Source organism: Streptomyces sp. NBC_00316 (assembly GCF_036158715.1).
In the GTDB taxonomy this organism is placed as follows: Bacteria; Actinomycetota; Actinomycetes; order Streptomycetales; family Streptomycetaceae; genus Streptomyces.
In genome coordinates, this window is record NZ_CP108023.1 from 8,599,476 (window position 1) to 8,622,906 (window position 23,431).

The 23,431-nt window shown below is 68.4% G+C and carries 19 protein-coding genes and 4 pseudogenes; 11 read left to right on the forward strand and 12 right to left on the reverse strand.

The features are described 5' to 3' along the window. The first annotated feature begins 199 nt into the window (after positions 1-199). From OG878_RS38405 to OG878_RS38415, 3 genes are all read left to right on the forward strand, one after another. Entirely contained in the window at positions 200-1,726 is a 1,527-nt protein-coding gene (locus tag OG878_RS38405; RefSeq protein ID WP_328891060.1) for an MFS transporter, read from the forward strand. Positions 1,727-2,072: 346 nt separating this feature from the next. Then, positions 2,073-2,717 carry a dihydrofolate reductase family protein gene (locus tag OG878_RS38410; RefSeq protein WP_328891061.1) on the forward strand — a complete coding sequence of 215 codons (645 nt, stop codon included), beginning with the start codon at positions 2,073-2,075 and terminating at the stop codon, positions 2,715-2,717. Positions 2,718-3,051: 334 nt separating this feature from the next. Continuing rightward, positions 3,052-3,753 carry a 2-phosphosulfolactate phosphatase gene (locus OG878_RS38415; protein WP_328891062.1) on the forward strand — a complete coding sequence of 234 codons (702 nt, stop codon included), beginning with the start codon at positions 3,052-3,054 and terminating at the stop codon, positions 3,751-3,753. A 44-nt stretch (positions 3,754-3,797) separates the two neighbouring features. Here the strand turns inward: OG878_RS38415 and OG878_RS38420 are convergent. Together OG878_RS38420 and OG878_RS38425 are read right to left on the reverse strand one after the other, a co-directional pair. Continuing rightward, positions 3,798-3,946: pseudogene (locus tag OG878_RS38420) on the reverse strand (lipase); the annotation flags it as partial. A gap of 115 nt (positions 3,947-4,061) precedes the next feature. Beyond that, positions 4,062-4,631, reverse strand: a complete 570-nt coding sequence (locus tag OG878_RS38425; RefSeq protein ID WP_328891063.1) for a TetR/AcrR family transcriptional regulator — start codon at positions 4,629-4,631, stop codon at positions 4,062-4,064. Positions 4,632-4,702: 71 nt separating this feature from the next. On the opposite strand from OG878_RS38425, the gene OG878_RS38430 reads away from it, so the two are divergent. Both OG878_RS38430 and OG878_RS38435 read left to right on the forward strand, forming a co-directional pair. After that, a complete protein-coding gene (locus OG878_RS38430) occupies positions 4,703-5,194 on the forward strand; it encodes an FBP domain-containing protein (RefSeq protein WP_328891064.1) in 492 nt (163 codons plus the stop codon). An 8-nt stretch (positions 5,195-5,202) separates the two neighbouring features. Next, positions 5,203-5,576, forward strand: a pseudogene (locus OG878_RS38435) (NADP-dependent phosphogluconate dehydrogenase); the annotation flags it as partial. Positions 5,577-5,814: 238 nt separating this feature from the next. Here OG878_RS38435 and OG878_RS38440 read toward each other — a convergent pair. Beyond that, complete coding sequence (locus OG878_RS38440; RefSeq protein WP_328891065.1) at positions 5,815-6,555, reverse strand: SDR family NAD(P)-dependent oxidoreductase; 741 nt, start codon at positions 6,553-6,555, stop codon at positions 5,815-5,817. Positions 6,556-7,044: 489 nt separating this feature from the next. Between OG878_RS38440 and OG878_RS38445 the strand changes: the two genes are divergently transcribed. Further along, on the forward strand, positions 7,045-7,272 hold the full coding sequence (locus tag OG878_RS38445; protein ID WP_328891066.1) for a hypothetical protein: 228 nt from the start codon (positions 7,045-7,047) through the stop codon (positions 7,270-7,272). Here OG878_RS38445 and OG878_RS38450 read toward each other — a convergent pair. The 5 genes from OG878_RS38450 to OG878_RS38470 all read right to left on the reverse strand — a co-directional run bounded on the left by OG878_RS38450 (position 7,209) and on the right by OG878_RS38470 (position 15,374). Further along, positions 7,209-8,117, reverse strand: coding sequence for a hypothetical protein (locus tag OG878_RS38450; protein WP_328891067.1), 909 nt, complete (start codon positions 8,115-8,117; stop codon positions 7,209-7,211). The two genes, OG878_RS38445 and OG878_RS38450, sit on opposite strands and share 64 nt — an antisense overlap. Positions 8,118-8,407: 290 nt before the next feature. Further along, a complete protein-coding gene (locus OG878_RS38455; protein WP_328891068.1) occupies positions 8,408-10,606 on the reverse strand; it encodes a phosphocholine-specific phospholipase C in 2,199 nt (732 codons plus the stop codon). 706 nt (positions 10,607-11,312) lie between these two features. Next, positions 11,313-12,545 carry an aminotransferase class V-fold PLP-dependent enzyme gene (locus tag OG878_RS38460; protein ID WP_328891069.1) on the reverse strand — a complete coding sequence of 411 codons (1,233 nt, stop codon included), beginning with the start codon at positions 12,543-12,545 and terminating at the stop codon, positions 11,313-11,315. 449 nt (positions 12,546-12,994) lie between these two features. Next, on the reverse strand, positions 12,995-14,167 hold the full coding sequence (locus OG878_RS38465; RefSeq protein ID WP_328891070.1) for an ROK family transcriptional regulator: 1,173 nt from the start codon (positions 14,165-14,167) through the stop codon (positions 12,995-12,997). A gap of 31 nt (positions 14,168-14,198) precedes the next feature. Continuing rightward, positions 14,199-15,374: a CaiB/BaiF CoA transferase family protein gene (locus tag OG878_RS38470; RefSeq protein ID WP_328891071.1), complete on the reverse strand. Its 1,176-nt coding sequence runs from the start codon at positions 15,372-15,374 to the stop codon at positions 14,199-14,201. A gap of 130 nt (positions 15,375-15,504) precedes the next feature. Here OG878_RS38470 and OG878_RS42465 point away from each other — a divergent pair, with 130 nt between their 5' ends. The 3 genes and pseudogenes from OG878_RS42465 to OG878_RS38480 form a co-directional block, all read left to right on the forward strand. Beyond that, on the forward strand, positions 15,505-15,801 hold the full coding sequence (locus OG878_RS42465; protein ID WP_443049218.1) for a LysR family transcriptional regulator: 297 nt from the start codon (positions 15,505-15,507) through the stop codon (positions 15,799-15,801). Further along, complete coding sequence (locus OG878_RS38475; protein WP_443049219.1) at positions 15,732-16,352, forward strand: substrate-binding domain-containing protein; 621 nt, start codon at positions 15,732-15,734, stop codon at positions 16,350-16,352. The genes OG878_RS42465 and OG878_RS38475 overlap by 70 nt, the downstream gene beginning before the upstream one ends. A 319-nt stretch (positions 16,353-16,671) precedes the next feature. Continuing rightward, a pseudogene (locus tag OG878_RS38480) lies at positions 16,672-17,160 on the forward strand (hypothetical protein); the annotation flags it as partial. Positions 17,161-17,245: 85 nt separating this feature from the next. Here OG878_RS38480 and OG878_RS38485 read toward each other — a convergent pair. After that, positions 17,246-17,749, reverse strand: a complete 504-nt coding sequence (locus OG878_RS38485) for a GNAT family N-acetyltransferase (RefSeq protein ID WP_075026644.1) — start codon at positions 17,747-17,749, stop codon at positions 17,246-17,248. Positions 17,750-17,823: 74 nt separating this feature from the next. Here OG878_RS38485 and OG878_RS38490 point away from each other — a divergent pair. Further along, positions 17,824-18,108 (forward strand): annotated as a pseudogene (locus OG878_RS38490) (MBL fold metallo-hydrolase); the annotation flags it as partial. Between the two features lie 244 nt (positions 18,109-18,352). Here the strand turns inward: OG878_RS38490 and OG878_RS38495 are convergent. Beyond that, positions 18,353-18,940 (reverse strand): Imm21 family immunity protein, encoded by a 588-nt coding sequence (locus OG878_RS38495; RefSeq protein ID WP_328891073.1) that lies wholly within the window; start codon positions 18,938-18,940, stop codon positions 18,353-18,355. Positions 18,941-19,635: 695 nt separating this feature from the next. On the opposite strand from OG878_RS38495, the gene OG878_RS38505 reads away from it, so the two are divergent. Beyond that, complete coding sequence (locus OG878_RS38505) at positions 19,636-21,144, forward strand: CoA-acylating methylmalonate-semialdehyde dehydrogenase (RefSeq protein WP_328891074.1); 1,509 nt, start codon at positions 19,636-19,638, stop codon at positions 21,142-21,144. A 568-nt stretch (positions 21,145-21,712) separates the two neighbouring features. Here OG878_RS38505 and OG878_RS38510 read toward each other — a convergent pair. Next, positions 21,713-22,594 carry an alpha/beta fold hydrolase gene (locus OG878_RS38510; protein ID WP_328891075.1) on the reverse strand — a complete coding sequence of 294 codons (882 nt, stop codon included), beginning with the start codon at positions 22,592-22,594 and terminating at the stop codon, positions 21,713-21,715. A gap of 305 nt (positions 22,595-22,899) precedes the next feature. Further along, complete coding sequence (locus OG878_RS38515; protein ID WP_328891076.1) at positions 22,900-23,361, reverse strand: MarR family winged helix-turn-helix transcriptional regulator; 462 nt, start codon at positions 23,359-23,361, stop codon at positions 22,900-22,902. Between the last annotated feature and the right edge of the window lie 70 nt (positions 23,362-23,431).

Here is a 23,431-nt window from a genome sequence, read left to right on the forward strand (position 1 = left end):
CAGACGTGTACGAAGGTCCCGGCGCCTGCGAAGACCGACGGGACATGGCCTGGTCAGGGCGTACCCCTCGCCACGTCGACCGGCGCGCCTCCCCAGCAGGGCATCGGTTCATGATGCTGTTTATCCGCGTGGACCCGGGATACCCGGCCTCGGCGCCAAGGACGGCGAAGAAGGCCGTCCTTTCAGGAAGCAGAGTTGCATGAGCCGAGGCGGAGAAGCAGTCACCGGAACGGTCACGACGAAGGTCCCCGCGAGACTGGACCGCCTCCCGTGGTCGCGATGGCACTGGATGATCGTGATCGGCCTGGGCACCGTCTGGATCCTCGACGGCCTGGAAGTCACCGTTGTCGGGAACATCGCCGGCCGGCTCTCCGAAGCCGGCAGCGGTCTGCCGATCAGCAGCGCCCAGGTCACGGGCGTCGCGGCAGCGCTCTACGTGGCGGGCGCCTGCTCGGGCGCTCTCTTCTTCGGCTGGCTCACGGACCGTCACGGCCGCAAGAAGCTCTTCCTGATCACTCTGACCGTCTACCTCGCGGCGACGGCGCTCACCGCCATCTCCTTCTCCGTCTGGTGGTTCTTCCTCTTCCGCTTCCTGACCGGGTTCGGCATCGGCGGCGAGTACGCGGCCATCAACTCCGCCATCGACGAGCTGATCCCCAGCAGGTTCCGGGGCCGCGTCGACCTGATCATCAACGGCAGTTACTGGTTGGGAGCGATGGGTGGTGCTCTCCTGTCGGTCCTCGCACTCGATACCGACATCTTCCCCAAGGACGTCGGCTGGCGGCTGACGTTCGGCCTCGGCGTCGTTCTGGGACTGGTCATCCTTCTCGTACGCCGTCATGTGCCGGAAAGCCCGCGGTGGATGTTCATCCACGGACAGACCGAGGAAGCGGAGAAGCTCGTCGACGAGGTGGAACGGGAGATCGAGGAGGAGACGGGTCTCCTGCTCCCCGAGGCGGAGAGGGAGATCACTGTCGAACAGCGACGCAGCGTCGGCTTCATCGAGATCGGGAAGACGGTCTTCCGTGACTATCCCAAGCGTGCGACCCTCGGCTTCGCGCTCTTCGTCGGACAGGCGTTCCTCTACAACGCGATCACCTTCGGCTTCGGTTCGATCCTGGTCACGTTCTTCGACGTCTCCACCGGAACAACCGGCTATTTCTTCGCCGCCATCGCGTTCTGCAACTTCCTGGGCCCCCTGTTCCTGGGCCGTCTCTTCGACACCTGGGGCCGCCGGCCGATGATCGCGGGGACCTACATCCTCTCCGGTGTGCTGCTGTTTCTCACGGCCTGGCTGTTCGATGCCGGACGGCTCGACGCCGTCACGATGACGCTGTGCTGGTGCGTCGTCCTCTTCTTCGCGTCGGCGGGTGCGAGTTCGGCGTACCTCACGGTCAGTGAGATCTTCCCGATGGAGACGCGAGCGATGGCGATCGCCTTCTTCTACGCGATCGGGACGGCGACCGGCGGTATCTCCGGCCCCCTCCTCTTCGCGGGCCTGACGCAGAGCGGTGTCGTCGCGGACGCCGCTCTCGCGTTCTGTGTGGGGGCGGCCCTGATGGTGATCGCGGGCCTGGTGGCCGTCTTCTTCGCGGTGGCCGCAGAACAGAAGTCGCTGGAGGACATCGCTGCGCCGCTTTCGGCGGTCACGCCACAGGACCGCGGTCTGCGGCGCGGGGCCGACGAGAAGAAGCCGGGGTCCCCGCCAGGTGCGCCATCGGTGTGACGCCCCCTCAGGGTGCATGCACATGCCGCGGAGAATCCACCGGGCAGCCGGACGCTCCCTGGTTGTCGCCGCGCAGGGCGCATTGCAGGGCCCGTCACTGCAGGGCCGCCCGCCGTCCGTGGCAGCTTCTTCAAGCCTGCTCTTCTTCAAGTCTCCTCGATGATCGAGCAGATGATGAAACGCTGTGCAGGGGCGGACGCCCCTCACCGCAGGAGCCTGCCCGAACCGCGCAAGCCCCACAGGCCGGAACACCGGGGAGCCCCATTTCTGACCGTCGCGGACGCAGCGATGAGTTTGTCCGGCCCGGAGAGTCTCACCACCGTCATCGTCATCACAGGAGGAACACGTGGCTCAGCTATTGCGAGTCCAGAACTTCAACGTCTCGAGTGACGGAATCGGTGCTGGTGAGGACCAGACCCTCGAGAGGCCGTTCGGTCATGTCGATCCCGCGAGGCTGTTCGCCTGGGCCGGCGCCACGGCGAGCTGGCCCATGCGTACAGATCCCGGGGGGAGCCGGGGCCTTGACGACTACTTCACGCGGGACTACGCCCGCAACATCGGCGCTGAGATCATGGGCCGCAACAAGTTCGGGCCCCAGCGCGGGCCCTGGCACAACCACGAGTGGCGCGGCTGGTGGGGTGACGAGCCCCCGTTCCGTACTCCGGTGTTCGTCATGACCCACCACAAGCGTCCTTCGTTCGCACTCTCCGACACCACGTTCCACTTCGTCGACGGCGACCCGGCCACGGTCCTCGAGCAGGCGCGGGAGGCGGCGCAGGGCCAGGATGTCCGCCTCGGCGGGGGAGCCACGACCATCCGGGAGTTCCTCGACGCCGACCTCGTCGACACCATGCATGTGGCGGTCTCGCCGGTGAAGCTCGGGTCCGGAGTACGACTCTGGGAGTCACCCGACGAGCTGCTCGACCGGTTCCACCTGGAGGTCGTGCCCAGCCCGAGCGGGGTGACGCACCATCTGTTCTGGCGAAAGTGACCGGTCCTCGGGGCGGCCCCGGCCGGCTGTTCTGCCTCCGGGGCTGCCCTGAGGCGGGCCGCAGAGTCGCGTCTCGGGTCACGTAGGTGCTGTCAGACGACGAAATGCGGTGCTCGGGGTGGCGTAATGCATGGGGCGCAAAGGCAGTCGGCTGCGCGGCTGCCGCGTGTCCGTCCGCAGGACGTCCTCCCGACGCGGTACTCGATTGAGCGGTCGTGCCGTTGCGCACTGCCTTCGCGACGCAGACAGCCGAAGGTGTTGCATTCCGAGACCAGCGCTGTGATGCGTGTCACTGTCTGGGTACTTCGGGCCGAGTCTGCACGATCATGACCGGATGGACGCTCGTTTCCTCGGCATTACTCAGTTGGTCGAAACCCCTTCCGTGGCGGTCGTAGTCGACGTCATGCGTGCTTTCACGGTGGCTGCTTGGGCCTTTGCCCAGGGGGCGGAAAAGATCGTTCTTGCTGAGTCGCTGGACGAAGCCCTGGCGCTCAAGGCTCGCCACCCGGATTGGGTGGCGCTCAAAGACGGTCCGGCCGCGCCCGGTTTCGATGCCGTCAACTCGCCGGGCCTGCTGCGGTCTCTTGACCTCGGCGGACGGACTGTCGTGCAGAAAACCACGGCAGGGACGGTCGGCGCCCTTGCGGTCAAGGAAGCGTCGCTGGTGATGTGCGCCGGCTTCGTGGTGGCGGAGGCAACGGCCCGGCTCCTGCGGACACGCGACTGCGACGGTGTCACGTTCGTGGTCACTGGCGAGGACGGGCGCGCCGACGAAGATCTGGCGTGCGCCCAATACATCGCTCGGAGGGCCACCGAGGCCGTGACGGATGCAGCTGAGTTCCTCCGCCGCGCCGGCGAGTCGCGCGCCGCCTTCGAGTTGGCGGAAGGTGTGCGTGAAGGAGTCCATCCTGATGACGTCGCACTCTGTCTTGAGCTCGACCGGTTCCCGTTCGCCATGGTGGCGACCTTGGAAGACTCGCTGATGGTCCTCCGTCCGAGCGCCGTGCCTTCGCTGACCGACGAGGCTTCGATCTGATCGCTGGTGAGGTCCCACTCCCGCCACCGGTTCGATGGTGGTGGCCGGGTACGGAAGGCCAACCGCACGCCGGAGGGCTGGACTTCGGCCACGGCCAGTCGGTTGTCAGGGATCTGCTGGCGAGCCCGTGCGGGCAGCCGATGTGGAAGCAACCGCGCGCGGTTGCTTCCCTGTCGAGGAAACCGCGCAGCATGTCCGCAGTGATGGGCGTGGTGATTCAGTTGTGCGCGGTGTTCATTGCCTCAGCCCGGCGATCAAGATTTTCCGGACTGTTCGGATGCGCCGATGCGCGGCGTGGCCCTCATCCGTCAGGGAGCGGCCCGGTTCCGTAGCAGGGCGTCGAGGGAATCCACGATCCAGACCCAGGATTCCTGCGCGTCGGGGGCGCTGTGCTCGAAGCCTCCGGCCAGCTCCAGGCTGACGTAGCCGTGGAAGACGCTGCCCAGCATCCGGACCGCGTGCGTCTGGTCCGGCTCCGTCAGGTCGTACCCGCGCAGGATGGCCCGCGTCATCTGCGCGTGCCGGACGCCGGCGCTGGCAGCCGCCGTCTCGGGGTCGAGCCGGAGCCGGGCGGCGGCGTAGCGACCGGGGTGCTCCCGGGCGTAGTCGCGGTAGGCGTCCGCAAAGGCGGCCAGGGCGTCCTTGCCCGCACGCCCGGCCAGGGCGGCGGCGACCCGGTCGGCGAGTTCCTCCAGCGCGAACAGGGCGATCCTGGTCTTGAGGTCCTGGGAGTTCTTCAGGTGCGAGTACAGACTCGCGACCTTGACGTCGAACCGCCGGGCGAGCGCCGAGACGGTCACCTGGTCGAAGCCGACCTCGTCGGCCAGCTCCGCCCCTGCCCGGGTCAGACGCTCCGGGGTCAGCCCTGCTCTCACCATGACCTTGCTCCCATTCGACGATAGTCATTATGCGTTTGCCTAATAGCTTTAGGCAAATTAGCCTGCCACGCATGAAACCGCTGACTGAGCAAGAGATCCGCACCGCCTTTGTGAACTGCACCAAGGGCGAGGCCAAGCGCCTGTCCGTCCCTCATGACCTGAGCGAGCGGCCCTGGGACGACCTGGACTTCTTCGGCTGGCGCGACCCCCAGGCGCCCGACCGGGCCTACCTCGCCACCGAGCTGGACGGCCGCCTGGTGGCGCTCGCCCTGCGGAGCCCGAGCGCCGCCTCCTGGGGGATGCGGCCCAGTATGTGCTCGATGTGCATGACGACCCACACCGGAGGTGTCTCGCTCATGGTCGCCGCGAAAGCCGGCAAGGCCGGGCAGCAGGGAAACACCGTGGGCGCCTACATATGCAGCGACCTCGCCTGCCCGCTGTACGTGCGGGGCAAGAAGGCCGCGGGCATCGGCGCACGGCTTGCCGAGACCCTCACCCTGGAGGAGAAGATCCAGCGGACCGTCACGAACCTCGCGGCGTTCATCGTCAAGGTCACTGAATGAAGCATCGCGAGGAGGGCGCCTTGCGTGGCCCGTCGATCCAGCCGGGAGGCTCGGCCGAGGCGTACGCCGTACTGGGTCCGATGGTTGAGGACATCAGCACCAGGGTCGACGGGGAGCCGTGCATCACCCACATCAGCACGGACGGGGCAGCCATTTCGTCAAGATGGTGCACAACGGCATCGAGCATGCCGACATGCAGCCCGTCGCCGAGACCCGCGACCTGCTGCGGCAGGCAGCGGGCTGCACCCCCGCAGCGATCGCGGACGTCTTCCGCGCCTGGAGCCATGGACGGCTCACCTCGTTCCTGACCGAGATCACGGCCGAGGCGGTCGCTCACACCGGCGTGACCGGCGGCCTGCCGTTCGTCGACGTCGTCCGCGATTTCCCTGTCCAGTGGGCCCACGTCAGCCGTCCTCAGGTGACGGCCTGACAGCCGCCTCGACCCCGCTCACCCAGGCCGGCCCCCGCTGCCTGCCCGGACGAGAGGGGTTCGTCGTGCAAGCGGTTGCCGATGGCGCCGGCGATGAGGCCAAGAACATGAAATCGGGAGGGCGATCCCGCTCTCTCAGCCCGCGCGGTGATGGTGCGTCGTAAAGACCGAGGGCAGCGATGCCCTTGAGTCAGCCGATCGCGATCTGGCCGCCGCCGGCCTCAAGAACCGTGCCGGTGATGTAGCTGGCGCGGGAGGAGACAAGGAACAGGACTGCTTCGGCGATCTCTTCAGGTTCTGCAGCCCGTCCCAGCACGGTGGTGCGTGCGATCATCTGGAGGGTTTCGTCTCCCAACTCCTTGGTCCCGGGGGTATGGACGGGGCCGGGGGACACGGCGTTCACGCGGACGCCCTGGGCGCCGAACTCGTCGGCCCACACACGGGTGAGGAGTTCGAGCGCGGCCTTGGAGGCTCCATAGGCTGCCGCACCCCGGGCGGGTGTCGTGGCTGCCACGGTGCTCAGACTCACGATGGTGCCGTGCCCTCGCGCGGCCATTCCTGGTGCGAGTGCGCCGACCAGGAGCAGCGGCGCGCGCGTGTTGATGGCCATATGCGTGTCGAACAGCGCGGTTGTTGTCTCCGGGGTGCTGGCGAACCGATAGATGCCCGCGTTGTTGATCAGAACGTCCACCTCGCCTGCTGCGGCGGCAAGACGCAGCACGTCCTCGGCGTCGCTCAGATCCGCGGCGACGAACCGGGCGTTTCCGCCGGCGACGGTGACTTCGTCGACGATCTCGGCACCGCGCTGCTGATCACGCCCATGAACGACGACCGAGGCGCCCAGAGCGGCCAGGCGAAGCGCGATGACTCGCCCGATGCCGGCGGTGGCGCCGGTGACGAGAGCGGTGGATCCGGTCAGTTCCGCAGTCACGGGGGCTCCTCGGAGACGAGACGTGCCACGTGCCAGCGGCCGTCCTGCGTGTAGTTGGTAGCATCCGAGTTCGATGTCTATCTCACGATTCCGGCTCCTCGACTTCGGGCTCACCGCAAAGGGGCCAAAAGGGGACCGTCGTCCCGGGATGGCGGATCCAGAACGCTCGGCCCGCCGGCTGTCGCCCATCTGTTGACGCGCCGGCACATGGAGTCTCAGCTGCGAACCCCCGCTTCCGGCGATCGAGCGGTTGTCGATGCCGCATGGCGTCGTCACAGGGAGCGGCCCGGCCGCGCGAGCCGGTCACACCACCCCCTGGACGACGTCCTGGGGCGGAGCCTGTTTCTGTTGTAGGGCGTCCTCGAAGAAGACGCTGTCAGCGCTCCCGGGGGGGAGTCAAGACGCTCTGGCCCGGGTGCCGACGCGTGCCCAGATCGCCTCACTCCGGCCGAAGCGCTGCATTTCGGCCGGACGGCCGAGCAGCTCCACGTGTCCACCGCTCGGATCAGCCGGACCGTCGCCAAGCTGGAGCGCAGGTTGTCTCGCTGTTCAATCGCACCCGCCGCGGGGTGGAGTTGTCGGCGGTGGGCCACCAGCCGTACGAGGAGATCTGCCCGGCCTGGCAGCAGATCTCCGCACGGGGTCCGACGTGCTCAGAGGTCGCCGGCGGTCATCCACAGTTCCATGTCGGAGATGATCAGCCGGCCGGGTCGCTGAGTGGCGGTGTCCGGGACGACCGCTCGCACCACAGGCTGGTCGCCCTTCTCCACGGTCACCTTCGTGCCGTCGAACTTCGGTGACTCGGTACGGACGACCGATCGCAGCTTGGCCTCCAGCCGCTGGGCCGTTGCGTCGTCCTTGACCACGAAACACAGCACCTCGGCGTTCTGCGCGGCGGAGGCCGCCTGCTGGCCGAGAGCGGCCAGGGGCACCGGATTGGGGGAGCTGAGCGGGCTGAAGTCCGCGCGGTAGACGTCTCCCAGGCACTCGGCCGCGCGCCGGTACTCCTTGTTGTCGGCCAGGGAGGAATTCTCCTTCGGAGTGACGGCCGACATGGGGTCGGAGTCCCTGGAGGAGTAGGAGATCTCGTCCTCCGAGACCTCGAACGACACCCCCGTGCTCCCAGGATGCTTCCAGACTTCCTCGCCATCCCTTTCGCTCCGCGTGTAGCCGTGGGACTTCAGCGATTTGATGATCGCCGGTGCGTCGAACGAGCCCTCCCAGTGGCCTGCCTCATTCGTGTCGACGGCGGTGTCGATCTGGGTCACCTTGAGGTGCTCCCCCCATGGTCCCGGCCGGTACGAGTTCAGCAGGGAACTGCCCGGCTGCGTGACGAAGCTGAACCGCTTCGAGTCGCCCTTGCTCAGCTTCCGCACCCTGGCAGCGTCGAGAAAGGTCACCTGCTTCGCGCTGTTGTCGCCGGCCAGGGTTCCGAGCCCTCCGAGCAACTTGGAACCGCTGTCACCCTCGTTGGAGCCGGACGAACAACCGGTGACCGCAGCCAGAAGGACAGTGGCGAGAGCGACGGCGCCAACGACCGATCCGCGTGCTGTTATGTACATGCCCGGGAAGCCTATACCAGGGCCCGACGGATGATGTGGCGGCCGAAGAGGCCGCTCGCCCATGGGTGTCGGGAGACCTGCGCGTCGCATGGGCTGCTGCATGAAAGCAGGCAGGGCCACCGGACCCGGGCGACCTCGTGAACGCACTCGCCGACGAACTGCTGCACCGCGGCAGGTCGCCGCGGAGGGGTGTCGCCGCCCGAGCCCTGGCCGAGCCCGGTTCTGCTGCTGTACTGCGAGCGGCTCGGGCGCCGCCGGGTTGGTGTCCCGGCGACGCCCGGAGGCTGGTGTCAGTGGGCGGCTACGGGGCTCTCCGACGGCTGGAGGTGGGCTGCCATGGCCGGGTCGCTGATGCCGTCCCCGCCCGTTTCCACGCGGCCCGCGAAGCGGCGCTCGAGCGAGGTGCCGTCCATCGTGACGGTGAAGTCGTACCAGTGACCGCTCGGGTTCAGCGACCAGCGCCGCTCGACTTCCTTGCGGGACGGCACATGGATCGTCCGGGGCTCGGTGAAGCGGTAGGCGTGGGGTTCGACGTGCAGCGTGACCGCCTTGGGGCCGGGATTGTGCACGGTGAGGACGACGGACTTGCCGTGACGGTCGTACCGAACCCGGAGCTCCGGGTTGGCCTTGGAGTCCGTATTCCCGGTGAAGGAACGGAAGAAGCCGCCCGGACCGTGGACCTCGAGGTCGTACGCGCCCGAGTCCGTCGCCATGGCGTCCCACACGTCAGTGAGCTTCTTCCCGGCCTCGACGGTGTAACGCCGCGGGATCCGGTCGAGGTGCAGCCGGTCGTACACGTGGAAGACGGCACCCTTGTGACCGGAGTTGAGGAACCGGAGGGTGACCGTGCCCGCGCCGTGGTCGGTGGAGGCGTCGGTGTGGAGTTCGTACGGCAGTGCGCGGGAGTAACGTGTCCCGCGCTCCTGGAACAGCGGCTCCGGTGCCGTCGGCGCCTTCGGAGCCGGCAGGGTGCGCTGGTGGGCGTCGGAGGTGGCCCAGTCGCTCTGGTCGGGGAGTTCCGGGAACCGCTGCTTGTTGGGGTGCTTGAAGTCGAACGCCGAGGTGAGGTCACCGGAGACAGCGCGGTGCCACGGGCTGATGGCGTCTATCTGGACGCCGAAGCGCTGCTCGAGGAACATGCCGACCGAGGTGTGGTCGAACACCTCGGAGTCGACCCAGCCGCCCCGGCTCCACGGGGAGACGACGTAGAGCGGCACGCGCGGGCCCATACCCCACGGGCGGGTCGTCCCGGTGACCGTGTCGTCGGCCTTGAGCCACGACGACGGCTTGCCGGACGCGTCGAAGTACTCGCCGTCCACCGGGACCGTCGACTTGCCGGCGAGGGTGCCGTCGAGGTTGTACGACGGGACGGCCGGTGCGGGGACGTGGTCGAAGAGGCCGTCGTTCTCGTCGAAGGTGAGCAGGAAGACGGTCTTGCTCCACACCTCCGGGTTGGCGGTCAGCGCGTCCAGCACGTCGGCGGTGAAGTTGCCGCCGTGCGTCGGGCTGGAACCGGCGCCGGGGTGCTCGGAGTTGGAGGCGGTCGTCAGAACCCAGGAGACCTGCGGCAGAGTGTCCTCGAGCACGTCCTGGCGGAGCCGGTCCAGGAAGTCCGGGCCACCGGTCATGCCGTGCTCGTACACCGGTGTGCCCGGCTGGGCGTTGCGGAAGCTCTCGAACGCCAGGCAGCCGTTCATCGCGCCGGTCCAGTTGTCGTTCATGTCCTGGTAGATGTGCCAGCTGATGCCGGCGCGCTCCAGTACATCCGGGATGGTGTCCCAGGCGAACGCGTTGCTCGCGTACTTGTAGGTCTGCGGCCATGCGTCGGGCACCCACTTGCCGGTGATCCAGCACCGGAGGTTGTTGGGCTCGGACCGGTCGGGGCCGGAGTTGACGCCCTGGCGGCCGAGTTCGGGATCGAAGTTGGAACCCGACCAGAACGTGATGCGGTTGGGGTCGGTGCCGGTGGTGATGGAGCAGTGATAGGAGTCGCAGATGGTGAACGCCTCGGCGAGGGCGAACTGGAAAGGGATGTCGTCGCGCTGGTAGTACCCCATGGAGTACTCGGTCTTGTACTTCGGCCAGTGGCCTAGCTTGCCCTGGTTCCACGCAGCCTGGGCGTCGGCGAAGGAGTGCGGCGTCGAGGGGATGAGCAGGGCGCTGGAGCGCTCGGGGTCGAGGTGGTACGGCGGGATCTCCCGCGCACCATCGGACTGGTACCAGACCGGCTTGCCGCTCTCGAGCGGAATCGGGAACCGGTCACCGAAGCCGCGCACGCCGCGCATCGTGCCGAAGTAGTGGTTGAAGCCGCGGTTCTCCTGCATCAGGATCACGACGTGCTCGACGTCCTTGACAGTTCCCGTGCGGACGGCCGCGTCGACGGCGAGGGCCCGGCTGATGGATCCGGGGAGCACGGACGCGGCGGCCGCCGCCCCCAGAGTCGTCGCCGACCTCCGGAGAAAATCGCGTCGGCTGGTTGGTGAGGACATGACACATTCCTTCGTTCGGCGGACGGGGCTGCGCGCGGACAGGGACCGTCTCCGGAAACATGTCGGCCTCCGGGGCCGGATGTTTCCCGTGTGGTGACTGCTGCAGCCAGCACAACCTAGGAAGGCATGATGAACCTGGGCTGACCGTGCGGAAGTTCGGCATGAACGCGTTGGACACGGCGCCAGATTCGCGGCGTTTTCCTGCCCCCGCCAACGGATACGGCACTGTCGAGGAAGCATGGGCCTGATTGATCCATGGCCCCGGGCATCGCCCATCACGCGGCTCACGCGGTGGTGGACGTCAGGCTGCGCGTGGATCCGCAGCCCACACAATGGCCCTCGAGGCTCCGCGCTCGAACGAGTGCGGAGCCCATCGTTTCAGTGCCGACCCCGACACCACGCACCCGCGGCTTCTGCGCTCCGGAACTGCCGGTCAGACGGTGCCGAAGCACAGTACCGCCACGGATCCACCGCCACCAAGCACACGCACTCGTGTTTCGCGCGGCGAGCGCGAGCTCAGCCGCGTGGTCCCGGTGTGCGTAGTCGTCGGGGCCGGGGTGGCCGTCGGCGGAGTGTCTGCGTCGGGTGAGTCGGCCGAAAGACAGTGGCCTGCAGGCGGCGGCGTCGCCGTGGTCCCGGACGTCTCCTGGAGGGTCTCGCGTTTCAGGGAGGCGTGGAAACTCTCGCAGGCCGCGTCGTCCGCCGGTCAGCCCGCCACGCGGGCCTGACGAACCCAGTCGTGCAGGACGGGAACGCACGACTCGGCGAAGCGGTCGTAGTCGGCCGGGGTGTTGTAGACGTGGGCCGAAAGACGGAGGTAGCCGGTTCCGTCGAAGCTGGTGAAAGCTGCCTCCACGCCCAATTCGGCGGTGGCCCGGTCGCGTAGCGCGTCCGCTTCGACGCGGCTCTGCCCCAATCCCTCGGGAAGGCGGACCAGGCGCATGCCCGGCACGGGCATGCCGACGTTCACGCTCTCCACCGAGCCTGCCGAGCCGGCGATCGCGGAGCCGATCACGCGGGCGCCGTAGTCGGCCAGTTCGTCCATGTAGCTGCGGGCCGTCTCCCAGCCCCAGGTGCGTTCCACGAAGTCCAGTGCCGCGGGCGCCGCCAGGGGGCCGGTGGCGTCCAGGGTGCCCTGCTGGTCGAAGCGGTGGGGAAACGGCTCGGCCGCGCTCCAGGAGTCGATCAGCGGATGAAGGTGCTCGCGCAGCGGGCCGCGGGCCACGAGGGCCGCTGTGCCGCGTGGTGCGCAGCCCCACTTGTGGAGGTTGCCGACCCAGGCATCGCAGACCAGTCCCGCGAGCGGGGCGGCGAGGATGCCGGGGGCATGCGCACCGTCCACGAGCAGGGTGATGTCGCGCCGGGCCAGTTCGGCCCCGATCCGTTCGACCGGCAGTCGGCGGGCGGTCGCCGAGGTGACCTGGTCGAGCACCACGAGCGCGACCCGGTCGTCCACCTCGGCCATCACCGCCCGATACGCCTGGTCCGCGTCGGCCGCCAGCGGCACCCGGGCAGTGCGCACCCGGCCGCCCCAGCGCCGGGCGAGGCGCTCCGCTCCCATGGTGACCGCGCCGTAACCGTGATCGGTGACGACGATGTCACCGCCGGGACGCGCGGTCAGGGCGGCGTACACGGTGCTGGCGCCCGCGCTGGCATTCGGCACGAGTGCCAGGTCTCCGGCGTCGACCTGCAGGTAGCCGGCGATCTCGGCGCGCGTGGCGGCGATCCGGGCCGGCAGCTCCGGGAACCAGACGACGGGAGCACGCTCCATCTCGGCCTGCAGTTCGTGCTGCCGCTGCTGTGCGATCAACGGGACGGCACCGAAGGAGCCGTGGTTGAGGTGCAGCATCCCGGGGTCGAGCGACCAGGCCGCGGCGGCGGACCGGCCGTCGTTCAGCAGCAGCGGGCGGGGCACGGTGACGACCTCGGTCTCGCTCACGTGACTCCTCGTTCCTCGGAGCTTGCGGAGTTCCGAGACTGCTCGGAGTCCAGCTGCTCGGCATGGCTTGATCGGCGGATCGGCCACACGATACAGAGGAGGGCTCGGGGTACTCCCACCCCGGCCCACGGACTTCGACACACCGTCCGCGGCCGGCCGCAGGGCGGGAGCGAGGTGGTGCTGCACCGTGGCCGAGGGACCGGCCCAGCCTCCTCCGACCAGCCGGGCATGCCTGCACACGAGGGCCGGCCTGTACAAGCCGGTGGGCAGCCACACGCACGTGCGCCTGCCTGCCGGCCGGCGTGAGCCAAGGGCGCCTGGCCTCGGTCAGATGTCCGTCGGCCCGGTGCTGTCGCTGGTTTCCACGCCGACGATGGGCTCCCCGCTCCCTGTGGCTGGGTCTGTCTGTCGGGCGGTTCGTTCTCCATCCCCGGACGGGCTGATCCAGGTCAGGACTCCTCGCTGTACGCGAGTTCGCTCGCGAGGAACGCCGCGCCCACGACCCCTGCGCGGGGGCCGAGTTCGGACATGACGATCGGCAGGTTGCCCGTGGCGAGGGGCAGCGAGCGCTTGTACACGACGCTGCGGATCTCGGCGAGCAGCGGATAGCCGAGCCCGGTCAGGCCGCCTCCGATCACGATCATCGAAGGGTTCATGAAGTTGACCAGGGTGGCGAGGACCTGTCCGACCCGGTGGCCGCCGGCCCGGACCAGGTTCACGCTCGTGTTGTCGCCGCCGGAGGCGCATTCTGCGACGTCCAGGGCGGTCAATGTTCCTCGTTCGGCGAGTCGTTCGGCGAGGGCGGGCGACTGGCCGGACTCTGCGGCCTTGGTGGCATCCCTGGCCAGGGCCACTCCGCCGAAGTATGCCTCCAGGCAGCCGGTGTTCCCGCAGGAGCAGACGGGGCCGTTGGTTTCGGCCTCCACCTGGACGTGTCCGATGTCTCCGGCGCAGCCCTCCGCGCCCCGGTAGATACGGCCGTGGTGCTGCATGCCGGAGCCGATTCCGCTTCCGATCTTGACAAAGAGCAGGTGGTCGACGGTTTTGGCGACCCCGCTGTGCCGTTCCCCGAGGGACATGACGTTGACGTCGTTGTCCACGACGACGGGACAGCCATGCGCGCGGGCGAGAGTGTCGCGTACGGGGAAGCGGTTCCAGCCGGCCATGATCGGCGGTGAGACGGGTATGCCCTCCCGGAAGCTGACCGGCCCCGGCAGGCCGATGCCGATGGCGTTGAGCCGCGTGTAGTGTCCCTGGTCGGCCATTGCGCGCAGGAGTTCGCTGATGCGGCCGAGCACGGCGACCGGTCCGGAGCGGATGTCGGCGGGCTCGGAGCAGGACGCCACCGGCGTGAGCGCGCCGTCGGTGATCTCGATGTCGACCGAGCTGGCGCCCAGATCGACGGCGGCGAACCGCAGACCGGGATCGAGCTGGACGAGGGTGGAGCGCCGCCCGCCGCGCGACGCGGCGGGACCCGCCTCACTGACCCGCCCGGCGGCGACCATGCGGTCGAGTTCGCCGAGCAGCCGCGGGCGCGGAACCTCCAGCCGGTCCGCGAGTTGAGCGCGGGACAGCGGGCCGTTTTCACGCAGCAGACTCAACACGCGGTACTGGATGTTCACGGACTCACTTCCTCTGGGCGCCTTCGGACGGCTATCGGGAGGTGTCGCGAGGCGAAAACGCGGGTGGCACGGGGCCGGGTATCCTACCGCCCGGCAGGACCCGTGCCCGCGGGGCGGCGGGATCGCAGGGGCGCAGGCGACTTCCGGTAACTTTTTCACAGATCGACGAAAGTTGCCGCCCTGTTGACGGAACATGACCTGGCGGGGACGCCACGGCCCGGAAACAGGCCCCGGGACGGGGTCGGGTCAGATGTCGGCAGCCGTGTTCACCGGTCCACAGGCCACCCCCCGCGTTCTCCAACAGATTGGTCAGGGGCTCGAGGTCGTGGGCGGCCACAAAGGCGGCGACGCGGCCTTCGATCTCCCCGCGGTGCTCGATCCGAGCCGTCATGGAGTCGTAGGCCGCAAGGTCCGGCGCCTCCATCGCGACGAGCAACCGGCGCCACATCTGCTCGGTCGACGCCGGCAGAGCCAACCAGCGCCCGTCGCGGGTCCGGTAGAGGTTGTTGGGACTGATGTGCGGGTTCTCGTTGCCCTGGCGTTCCCGGACCTCGCCGGTCGCGTCGTAGTCGACGACGAAGTCCTCCATCATCCGCAGCAGGGGTTCGTACAAGCCGATGTCGGCCAGTTGAGGCTCACCGGTCAGGTCGCGCTGGCGCAGTGCGAGCATCGCGGCGAAGGCGGCGTAGATCCCGGTGACACCGTCCGCGACCGGATAGCCGGCGAACACCGGCGGACCGTCGGGGAACCCCGTCCGATGGGTCAGTCCGGCAAAGGCTTCGGCGACGCGGGCGAAGCCGGGACGGTCGGCGTAGGGACCGGTGCGGCCGAAGGCACTCACGTGCACCATGACGAGGTCGGGCCGATAGGAGACAAGATCGTCGAAGTCGATGGAGAACCGACGCAGGGTCGCCGGCCGGAAGTTGGTGACCACGACATCGGCCGTCGCGGCAAGTTGCCCGACGAGGGCTGCGGCGTCCGGGTGGTGCAGGTCGACGGTCACGCTGGACTTGTTGCGACCGACGACTGCCCAGCCGGCAGACACCCCGTCATCCAGCGGCGGGTAACTGCGCGCAGGATCCCCGATACCGGGCTGTTCGACCTTGATCACCTCCGCGCCGAACTCGCCGAGCAAGGAGGAAGCGAGGGGGCCGGCGAGAACCGTCGAGATATCGAGGACACGCACACCATTGAGGGGACCGGACACGGTCCTCCTTTCACAGGTATCGGAAGGGCACGGCAAAAGCGTGACCGGCGTCACGATGTCGCGTCGCGATCACTGCGGGAAGATGCCGATGACTGGAACCGGTGAAAGTTGATGGCAATAACATGGGCTGATGCGAGTCGAACGAGCCCGGTACTTGCTCGCCGCGGTACGCACCGGATCTCTTCGGTCGGCAGCGGCTGCCTGCGGCGTCAGCCAGCCCACGATCGGACAGCAGCTCACCACGCTCGAGGAGGAGCTCGACGTCGTTCTGCCCGGAGCCGGGGAGGTGTTCGTGCGACGCCGGCCGGCGAGGCACTCGTCGGTCCGCTCACCCGTCTCGTGGCAGCCGAAGAAGCCGTGCGTGAGACGGCGCTGGCATCCAACGGGACGTATCAGGGTCGGGTGTCCATCGGCGGTGGGTCGGTGACTGTCGAAACCATCATCGCTCCTGTTGTGGGGCGGCTCCTCACCGACCACCCGGGTTTGCGTTTCTCCGTGCGTGAGGGCTCCTCGGACGACATCGAACGCGCAGTGATGGGCGGCGACCTGGACCTCGCCGTGGTCACCACGCCGAGCGAGCCCGCTCCGAACGGTCTCGCCCGACGACGGCTCATGGCGGCGCCACTCGGAATCTGCACCAGGCCGAGCCACCCGCTCGCCCACCGACGTGAGGTCACATGGGACGACCTCGGCCAGTGGCCGATCGTCACCATGAGGCCGGGTACCGTTCTCCACCAGTGGCTACGCGAGTACCTCCCGGATGCCGAGGCGGTGGTCGAGGCCATGTCGGCCCGAACGGTTCAGACCATGGTCGCCCAAGGCGCCGGGGTCGGGCTGCTCGCACGCTTCGACACCCTGCAGCCTGCGACCGACCTGGTGTGTGGCTCCCCCTGGTGGACGCGGAGCCGATCGAGGTCAGCCTGGTCCAGCGTGCGGACAGCCAACCGTCGCGATCCTCCGTCATCGTCCGTCGGCTGATCAGTGCTCGTGCCGATGAGCTGTCAGGCCGCTCTGGCTGACGGCGGTGCTGTGCGTTGGCCGGTCGGACCGGATCGTCGCCTTCGGTAGGCAGGACTGCCCCTGCTGGTCCGGGGGAGGCCGGCCGGGGCAGTCGGTGTGCAGTACGGAGGGTGGTCGCCTTTCGGCGGAGGTCAGCCGAACGGTCTTCCCCATGGGCTATAGGTGAGAAGCTGTTGTGTTTCCGGGTGTGATTGGCGTGTTCCGCTGGTTGCGGATAGGTGCGTAAGACCCGTGGGAGTAGTGGCCTGTCAGGTCGTCGTTCCCCGGGAGGTCTCGAATGCCGTCAGTCGTTGGACTACTGGAACAGCACGGGCTCTTTGCTCGGCGTCGGGTCGATGGCCTGCGTGAGGAGGCCGACCGTATTCAGGCCGAGTTGGCCGCGGCCGAGGAGGAATGGCAGGAGTGGGCGATCGCCCGGCGGCGGGTCGATACGGTTCTGGCTCCGGACAGCGCCGCTGACGCCGGCCCCCGAGCTGCCGCCGGGCCTCGGGAGGCGGACAAGCAGCCGGCGTCCCGTGATGCGGCCAACCCGAAATCGCAAGTGCCGGTGTGGCGTGAGGAGGTCGCCTCTTCGGTGCTGTCGGTCGACTACCAGCGCATCCTTCAAGCCGTCGCGGACCGTGTCCGTCTCGGCCAGGGGCCGCTGACCTGCCAGGAAATGGCCGCAGTGTTCGGCATGGACGTGGTGCCGGCGCGGGTGGAGGCATTGCGGTCGAAGGCGAAACGCCTGGTCGCCCGAGGCTGGCTGGCCGAGCCCGCACCCGGCCTCGCATGCGCCGAGCACCCGACGACCACCCAATCGAGACGGCCGTTCGAGCACCAAGTCCCCAGAGCATTACGACAAAAGCTACTTACGCGTCGGGGTGCTCCGGCAGGGCGAGCCAGTCCGACCAGGAGATCTCGCGGCCGAGGAAGCGCGGCTGCTCGAACGGCCAGTCGGCGGCGATCCACTGCGGCACCAGCTCGTCGAGGGCCTGCTCGACCTTGCTGCCCACCAGCTCGTCCACTACCCACCAGGAGATCTCGCCGTCCGCGCCGGCCCTCTCCGGTGGGTCGATGTAGACGCAGCCGAGCAGAGCTGTCTCCGCCGCGTCGAACAGCGCGTAGTTGAAAGACTGGTGTGCGGCGATCTCCTTCTCGTGCCGCAACAGGTCGGCCTGGTCGGCCTCGTAGGTCATGGTGGCCGCGGGCCAGCCCCAGGCTGGGCCGAAGATGGTCCACAGCCGCTCGCGCGAACCCATCACAGCCGGATAGTCGAGCGGGGTGTCCGCCTCCCGGATCGGCCGCAGGTGATGACCACTGCCCGGCAGCGGTACCAGGACGGGATGGACGAAGTCATCGGGGAGCCAGCTCATAGCGCCCGACCGTAGCAGCGCGCGGCCGTCCGCTCCCCTGGATTTTCCCCGTATACCGCCAGCCCTGCTCTCATGCCGGGCAGTGCCCCTCCCTCGACCTGGTCAAGGAGATCGCCCAGCGTTTCGCCCCCGTGGACATCGCCATCCTGTTCGCCGGGGCTCCGCGCTTCCCCGTCGTCTTCGACGGCGAACTGATCGTCCTGGACAGCGCACAGGCCGCCGAAGCCACCAAGATCCTCGGCGCCCGCCGGGTGGTCCCCGTCCACTACGACGGCTGGGCCCACTTCACCGAGGGCCGTGACGAACTGGTAGCCGCTTTCACCACCGCCGGTCTTGCCGACCGCCTTCAGATCAGCTGAGCAGGCCCGACCGGCCGCCTGGCAAGGGGCTTCACCCCCTCCCGGCGAGATCTTCCGGACCGTCACGCCCGTGAGGACCGCCGACCCGGCGGCCCTCACGGGGCGGGAAGACGTCTTCCGCGCCACCCCCGCAGCCGACTGCCATTGAGGGGCGGCGACACTGTGCCGGCGGGGGCCGGTGGCAACGGTCCAAGGGCCGTCCCGTAACCGTCGGTCGCAGGTGAGATCTGGGGTGACTGCGGGGTCAGGCATTGGTGGGCAGGATCTGGACCAGGCCGACCCAGTTCTCCTCGTCCGCCTTGGTGTGGGTGGCGCGGACCCTCCAGCGGCCGGCGGGGAGCGGGACCGCTGCCTGCGCGGGCATTCCGCCGCCGGGATACACGACGCTCAGGTCGGCGCCTGCCTCGGCGGAGTCCATGAGCACGGCCGGCCCGTCGGACACCCGCGTGCCGCACTCCTTCCACGGGGTGGCGCGGTCCGCCAGGACAGTCTGTGCTGCGGCCATCAACCCGGTCGCGGAGTCGGCGGCGAGCCGGCGGAGGAAGACGCCGTGCTCGGGCAGATAGCAGCTGGTGGCTGGCTCGTCCGCCGGCACCAGCGCCTGCGCGGTGCTCTCGCCCACGGTGATCACGCCGGCCAGATCGTCCACCGTGCAGGCCCGGTCGTAGTCGTCGGGAGCGGTCGAGTCTCCCGTCATGACTCCGGTCTCCGTGCACCGGCGCCATGCAGCCAGCGTGGAGAGGGGGATGACGATCAAAGGGTCGCCCATCGATTCCACCCAGACAGGGGAGACATGGGATGCATCGGCTGCGAGAGTCGAAGAGGCGCTCATGCTGCGAGTGTGCCCTCACCCGGTGACAGCGCCTGCCAGGGGTACTTAAGGGCTGTCCCGTAACCCCTGGCGGGCGCACGACGACAGCTACGGCACCTCGCCGCGTTGTCGGAACGCCCGTATACGCCCAGTATGCGGACGTCCCTCCGCCTGCGATGCACCGCATCTGACGCCGCGCGCTGATCCACCAGGGATTACGGGACAGCCCTTAGCCGCGCAGGGCAGGCACGACTCTCCGCCTGCAGCAATCAGCCAGAGCACAAGATCAAATCTGCGGGAAGCGTCGGCGGTCAGCTGCTGAACCTGTCGCGACTTTGTTGTTCGGCGAAGGCGCGGGTGGTGGCGAGGCGGTAGAAGTCGTTCGACCCTGTACCGGTCCCGGCCGCCGATGGCTCCTGCGCGGGGGAGTTGCTACCCGTCCGTCTTGCGGCGAACGCGGCGGCGCTCGGCATGCGTGTGAACCGCGCCACCGCAGTACGGGACCTGAGTGAGGCACTTCGGGCCCCGAGCCTTCCATCTGCTCCTACGTGGAGTTCAGAACAGTAGGTTCCAAGTCAGGAGCCCCGGCCGCGAAGGCGTGGTGGCTCGTGCCCGTGACTGAGAACGAGGCCGCGTCCGGCCGCAGTCAAGGCCTGTGAGGTGTAACGACAGGAACCTCGCAGTTCGCCGCCGTCATCTGTGAAGGAGTTCTGCCGATGAAGACCGTCACCCACTGGATCGGTGGCAAGCCCTTCGGAGACGCTTCGGGCGCCTCCGGCACCTGGGGCCCCGTGACCGACCCTGCGACCGGAGAGGTCACCACACAGGTGGCGATGGCCGGCGCCGACGAGGTCGATGCCGCGGTCGCCGCGGCGAAGGAGGCCTACGCCACCTGGCGCACGTCCCCGCTCACTCAGCGGATCGCGATTCTCTTCCGGTACCGCGCCCTGTTGGATGCGCGCCGTGACGACATCGCGGCGCTGATCACCGCGGAGCAGGGCAAGGTCCATGCGGACGCGCTGGGCGAGGTGGCGCGGGGCCTGGAGATCGTCGAACTGGCCTGCGGACTCGGTATGGCGCTCAAAGGCGACACGTCCACCGGGGTGTCGAGCGATGTCGACGTGGCGTCGATCCGGCAGCCGCTCGGCGTGGTCGTGGGCATCTCGCCGTTCAACTTCCCCGCGATGATCGGCATGTGGATGTTCCCCATGGCGATCGCCTGCGGGAACACCTTCGTCCACAAGCCGAGCAGCAAGGCCCCGTCCGCGTCCATGCTCCTCGCGGAGCTCGCGGCCGAGGCGGGCGTGCCCGACGGCGTGCTCAACATCGTGCACGGCGACGAGGTCGCGGTGAACGCGCTGCTCGACCACCCGGACGTGGCGGCCGTTTCGTTCGTGGGCTCCACGCCGGTCGCCCGCCACGTCTACAGCAGGGCGTCCGCGAGCGGCAAGCGTGTCCAGGCCCTCGGCGGCGCCAAGAACCACATGCTGGTACTGCCCGACGCCGACCTCGACGCGGCGGCCGAGGCCGCCGTGTCCGCCGCCTACGGCTCCGCGGGCCAGCGCTGCATGGCCGTCTCCGTGGTGGTCGCGGTCGGTTCGGCGGGCGACGCGCTGGTCTCCCGGATCGCCGAGCGCGCCGCGAAGGTCAAGATAGGACCGGGCAACGACCCGGCGTCCGAGATGGGCCCGCTCGTCACCAAGGCGCACCGCGACGAGGTCGCGAACTACGTCGCGGGCGCGGCCGCCCAGGGAGCCGACGTGGTGCTCGACGGCAGGGGCTTCACTGTCGAGGGCCTGGAGAACGGGCACTGGATGGGGATCTCCCTCCTCGACGAGGTGAGCACGGACTCGGATGCCTACCGGATCGAGATCTTCGGTCCCGTCCTGTGCGTGGTCCGCGCGGAGACCTACGAGGAGGCCATGAAAATCATCAACGGTTCCCCGTACGGCAACGCCGGCTCGATCTTCACGCGTGACGGCGGCGCGGCCCGCCGGTTCCAGTTGGAGGTCGAGGCCGGCATGGTCGGTGTGAACGTCCCGATGCCGGTGCCGGTGGGCTACCACTCCTTCGGCGGCTGGAAGGATTCGGCCTTCGGCGACCACCGCATGTACGGCAGCGAGGCCGTGCACTTCTACACGCGCGGCAAGGTCATCACGAGCCGCTGGCCGGACCCGGCTGAGACGGCGACCGGTCCGGACCTGGGCTTCCCAGCGTCCCGCTGACCCCCGCACGCCGCACACACGGCCGGACCGGCTCCCCTGGGGTGCCGGTGCGGCCGCGGGCGTCCCGGAGGCTGGCCTGGCGGCCGGGGCGATCGGATTCCCGGCAACGGCACCCCTGCCCGATCACGTGTCGGGGTGGCACCGAGACCGCGGCCTCGATCACCCGAAGTGCGAGGCCGCCGATGTGGGTAGGTGGGAGTCTTCAGACGGCAGGGCCGGCTCTGGCGGGCGTCGGTCGCTGGTGCAGTGCAGCAGCAACTGTGCGCCCTGAGGCGCGATTTCACGAGCAGTTCGTTGCTGTCGCATACGTAGTCGGCCAGGGGCAGCAGGGCCGGGGTCAGGGGGTCGACCAGGTCCCTGGCGCAGTCGGTCTCGCCTTGGTGGCGAGGCCGAAAGGCGCCGCGATTGATCGAGGCGCACACCGCCGAACGTGCCCTGCGCGACGTCAACGCCGCCTCTTGCCCTGGTACGACCTGGCTGGTGGTCTCGCCGTAGGCGGGGAAGAAGTCGGCGACGCCGACGCTGACATGACCGCGTGGCTGCGCCGCCTTGGCCCGCGAGGAAGCGCTCAGTGGGTATGTGTGGCCAGGGCGTCGATGATCTCGGGCCAGAGTTCTCGGGGGCGGTCGTGCCCCATGTCGGGGATCAGCAAGAGCTTTGCTGCGGGTACCAGTTCGGCGGTTCGCTTGCCGCCGCTGGGGTCGATGAGTGTGTCATCCAGACCATGAATCACCAGGGTCGGCACTCGAAGCGTGCGGAGTGCGTCAGCGCGTGAGCCACCGAGGATCATTGCTCCGAGTTGCCGCCCGACTCCGGCCGGGTAGTGAGCGCGGTCGTAGCTTGCGGCAGCCAGTTCACGAAGGAGCGCGGGGTTGCCATAGCGGTGAGAGGACCACACCAGATCTCTTTCCGCCGCTGCGATGTACCCCTCGCGCTCCGGTGGCTTCGGGCTGAAGAGCACTGCTTGGGCCTCGGCGCTGGGCCGGCCGTAGTCGGGCTCGCCGGTCGAGGACATCATCGACGTCAGGGTCAGCACTCGCGCCGGCTGGCTGATGGCCATCGTCTGGGCGATCATGCCGCCCATCGAGGATCCGACCACGTGAGCTCGTTCGATTCCGAGCGCGGTGAGCAGGCCGAGGCCGTCGTCGGCCATGTCCTGCAGGGTGTAGGGCACCATCGCGAGGGCGGACGCGATGTCTCCCGAGCTCACAGTGCCGATGAATCGGCCCATGTCGACGGGGTGATCGTCGAACGTGGTGGACAGCCCGCAGTCGCGGTTGTCGTACCGGATCACAAAGCGTCCACGTTCAGCGAGTGCGCGGCAGAAGTCCTCGTGCCAGGCGATCATCTGAGCACTGAAACCCATCACGAGCAGGACCGCTGGATCAGAGGGATCACCGAAGGTCTCGTACGCGATGGACACTCCGGGCGTGGCTTCAGTGATCGGCATGCTGGGAGTGTCCCAGCATCGCCCGTCTGTGCGCACCCGGGTATCAGCGACGTCTGGCCTGTGTGTTGTGTTCCGTGGCGGCGACTGCGACCCGGGACAGCTGAGCCCTGGTCTTGTGGTGCGAGCGCAGGAACTGTACTCAAGGACCGCGGCCGCCCCCGATGCGAACGCTTGGCCTTCCTGCCGGTGAGGGCGGACAGGTGAGCGTTGAGGAGGATGCGTCGTCCGCCGTCAGTCGTCCGGGCTGGTGGTTGCTGTCCGGGGCTTCGCATGCGGTGGGTCGGTGCGGGGGCTGCCGGGGTAGGTCAGGCGCGGAGGTTGGTGGTGAGGTCTTCGAGCAGGGTTTTGACCTCTTCGGTTTCTCGGGGGGTGAACCTCACGGCTTCTGCCATGGCGGTGGGGATGGTGCGTGCGCGTTCGCGGAGCTCGGTGCCCTGTTCGGTGAGGGTGATGTGTACGGAGCGTTCGTCCTGGATCTGGCGTTCGCGGCGGATCAGTCCGTGGGTCTGCAGGCGTTTGAGTAGCGGTGTCAGGGTGCCGTAGTCGAGTTGCAGGAGGGTGCCCAGGGTCTTGATGGGGAGGGTGCCGTGTTCCCACAGCACCAGCATGACCAGGTACTGGGGGTAGGTGAGGTTGAACTCGTCGAGCAGCGGACGGTAGCGGTTGGTCATCGCGCGTTGTGCCGCGTACAGGGCGAAGCACATCTGATCTTCGAGGAGCAGGCTGACTGCGCCGTCCTTGTCGGGCTCCGCCTCGGTCTTGTTCATCACCGCTCCTCTCGGGGGCCTTTTCGCCCGTTAACAGCATGGACCCAAACTTTAACGTACAACATTATAT

What these genes read in the sequence shown, in the direction of transcription:
- OG878_RS38405 (WP_328891060.1), top strand. Translation starts at nt 200, where the DNA reads ATGAGCCGAGGCGGAGAAGCAGTCACCGGAACGGTCACGACGAAGGTC.
- OG878_RS38415 (WP_328891062.1), top strand. Translation starts at nt 3,052, where the DNA reads ATGGACGCTCGTTTCCTCGGCATTACTCAGTTGGTCGAAACCCCTTCC.
- OG878_RS38425 (WP_328891063.1), bottom strand. Translation starts at nt 4,631, where the DNA reads ATGGTGAGAGCAGGGCTGACCCCGGAGCGTCTGACCCGGGCAGGGGCG.
- OG878_RS38430 (WP_328891064.1), top strand. Translation starts at nt 4,703, where the DNA reads ATGAAACCGCTGACTGAGCAAGAGATCCGCACCGCCTTTGTGAACTGC.
- OG878_RS38450 (WP_328891067.1), bottom strand. Translation starts at nt 8,117, where the DNA reads ATGTACATAACAGCACGCGGATCGGTCGTTGGCGCCGTCGCTCTCGCC.
- OG878_RS38455 (WP_328891068.1), bottom strand. Translation starts at nt 10,606, where the DNA reads ATGTCCTCACCAACCAGCCGACGCGATTTTCTCCGGAGGTCGGCGACG.
- OG878_RS42465 (WP_443049218.1), top strand. Translation starts at nt 15,505, where the DNA reads ATGCGAGTCGAACGAGCCCGGTACTTGCTCGCCGCGGTACGCACCGGA.
- OG878_RS38485 (WP_075026644.1), bottom strand. Translation starts at nt 17,749, where the DNA reads ATGAGCTGGCTCCCCGATGACTTCGTCCATCCCGTCCTGGTACCGCTG.
- OG878_RS38495 (WP_328891073.1), bottom strand. Translation starts at nt 18,940, where the DNA reads ATGAGCGCCTCTTCGACTCTCGCAGCCGATGCATCCCATGTCTCCCCT.
- OG878_RS38505 (WP_328891074.1), top strand. Translation starts at nt 19,636, where the DNA reads ATGAAGACCGTCACCCACTGGATCGGTGGCAAGCCCTTCGGAGACGCT.
- OG878_RS38510 (WP_328891075.1), bottom strand. Translation starts at nt 22,594, where the DNA reads ATGCCGATCACTGAAGCCACGCCCGGAGTGTCCATCGCGTACGAGACC.
- OG878_RS38515 (WP_328891076.1), bottom strand. Translation starts at nt 23,361, where the DNA reads ATGAACAAGACCGAGGCGGAGCCCGACAAGGACGGCGCAGTCAGCCTG.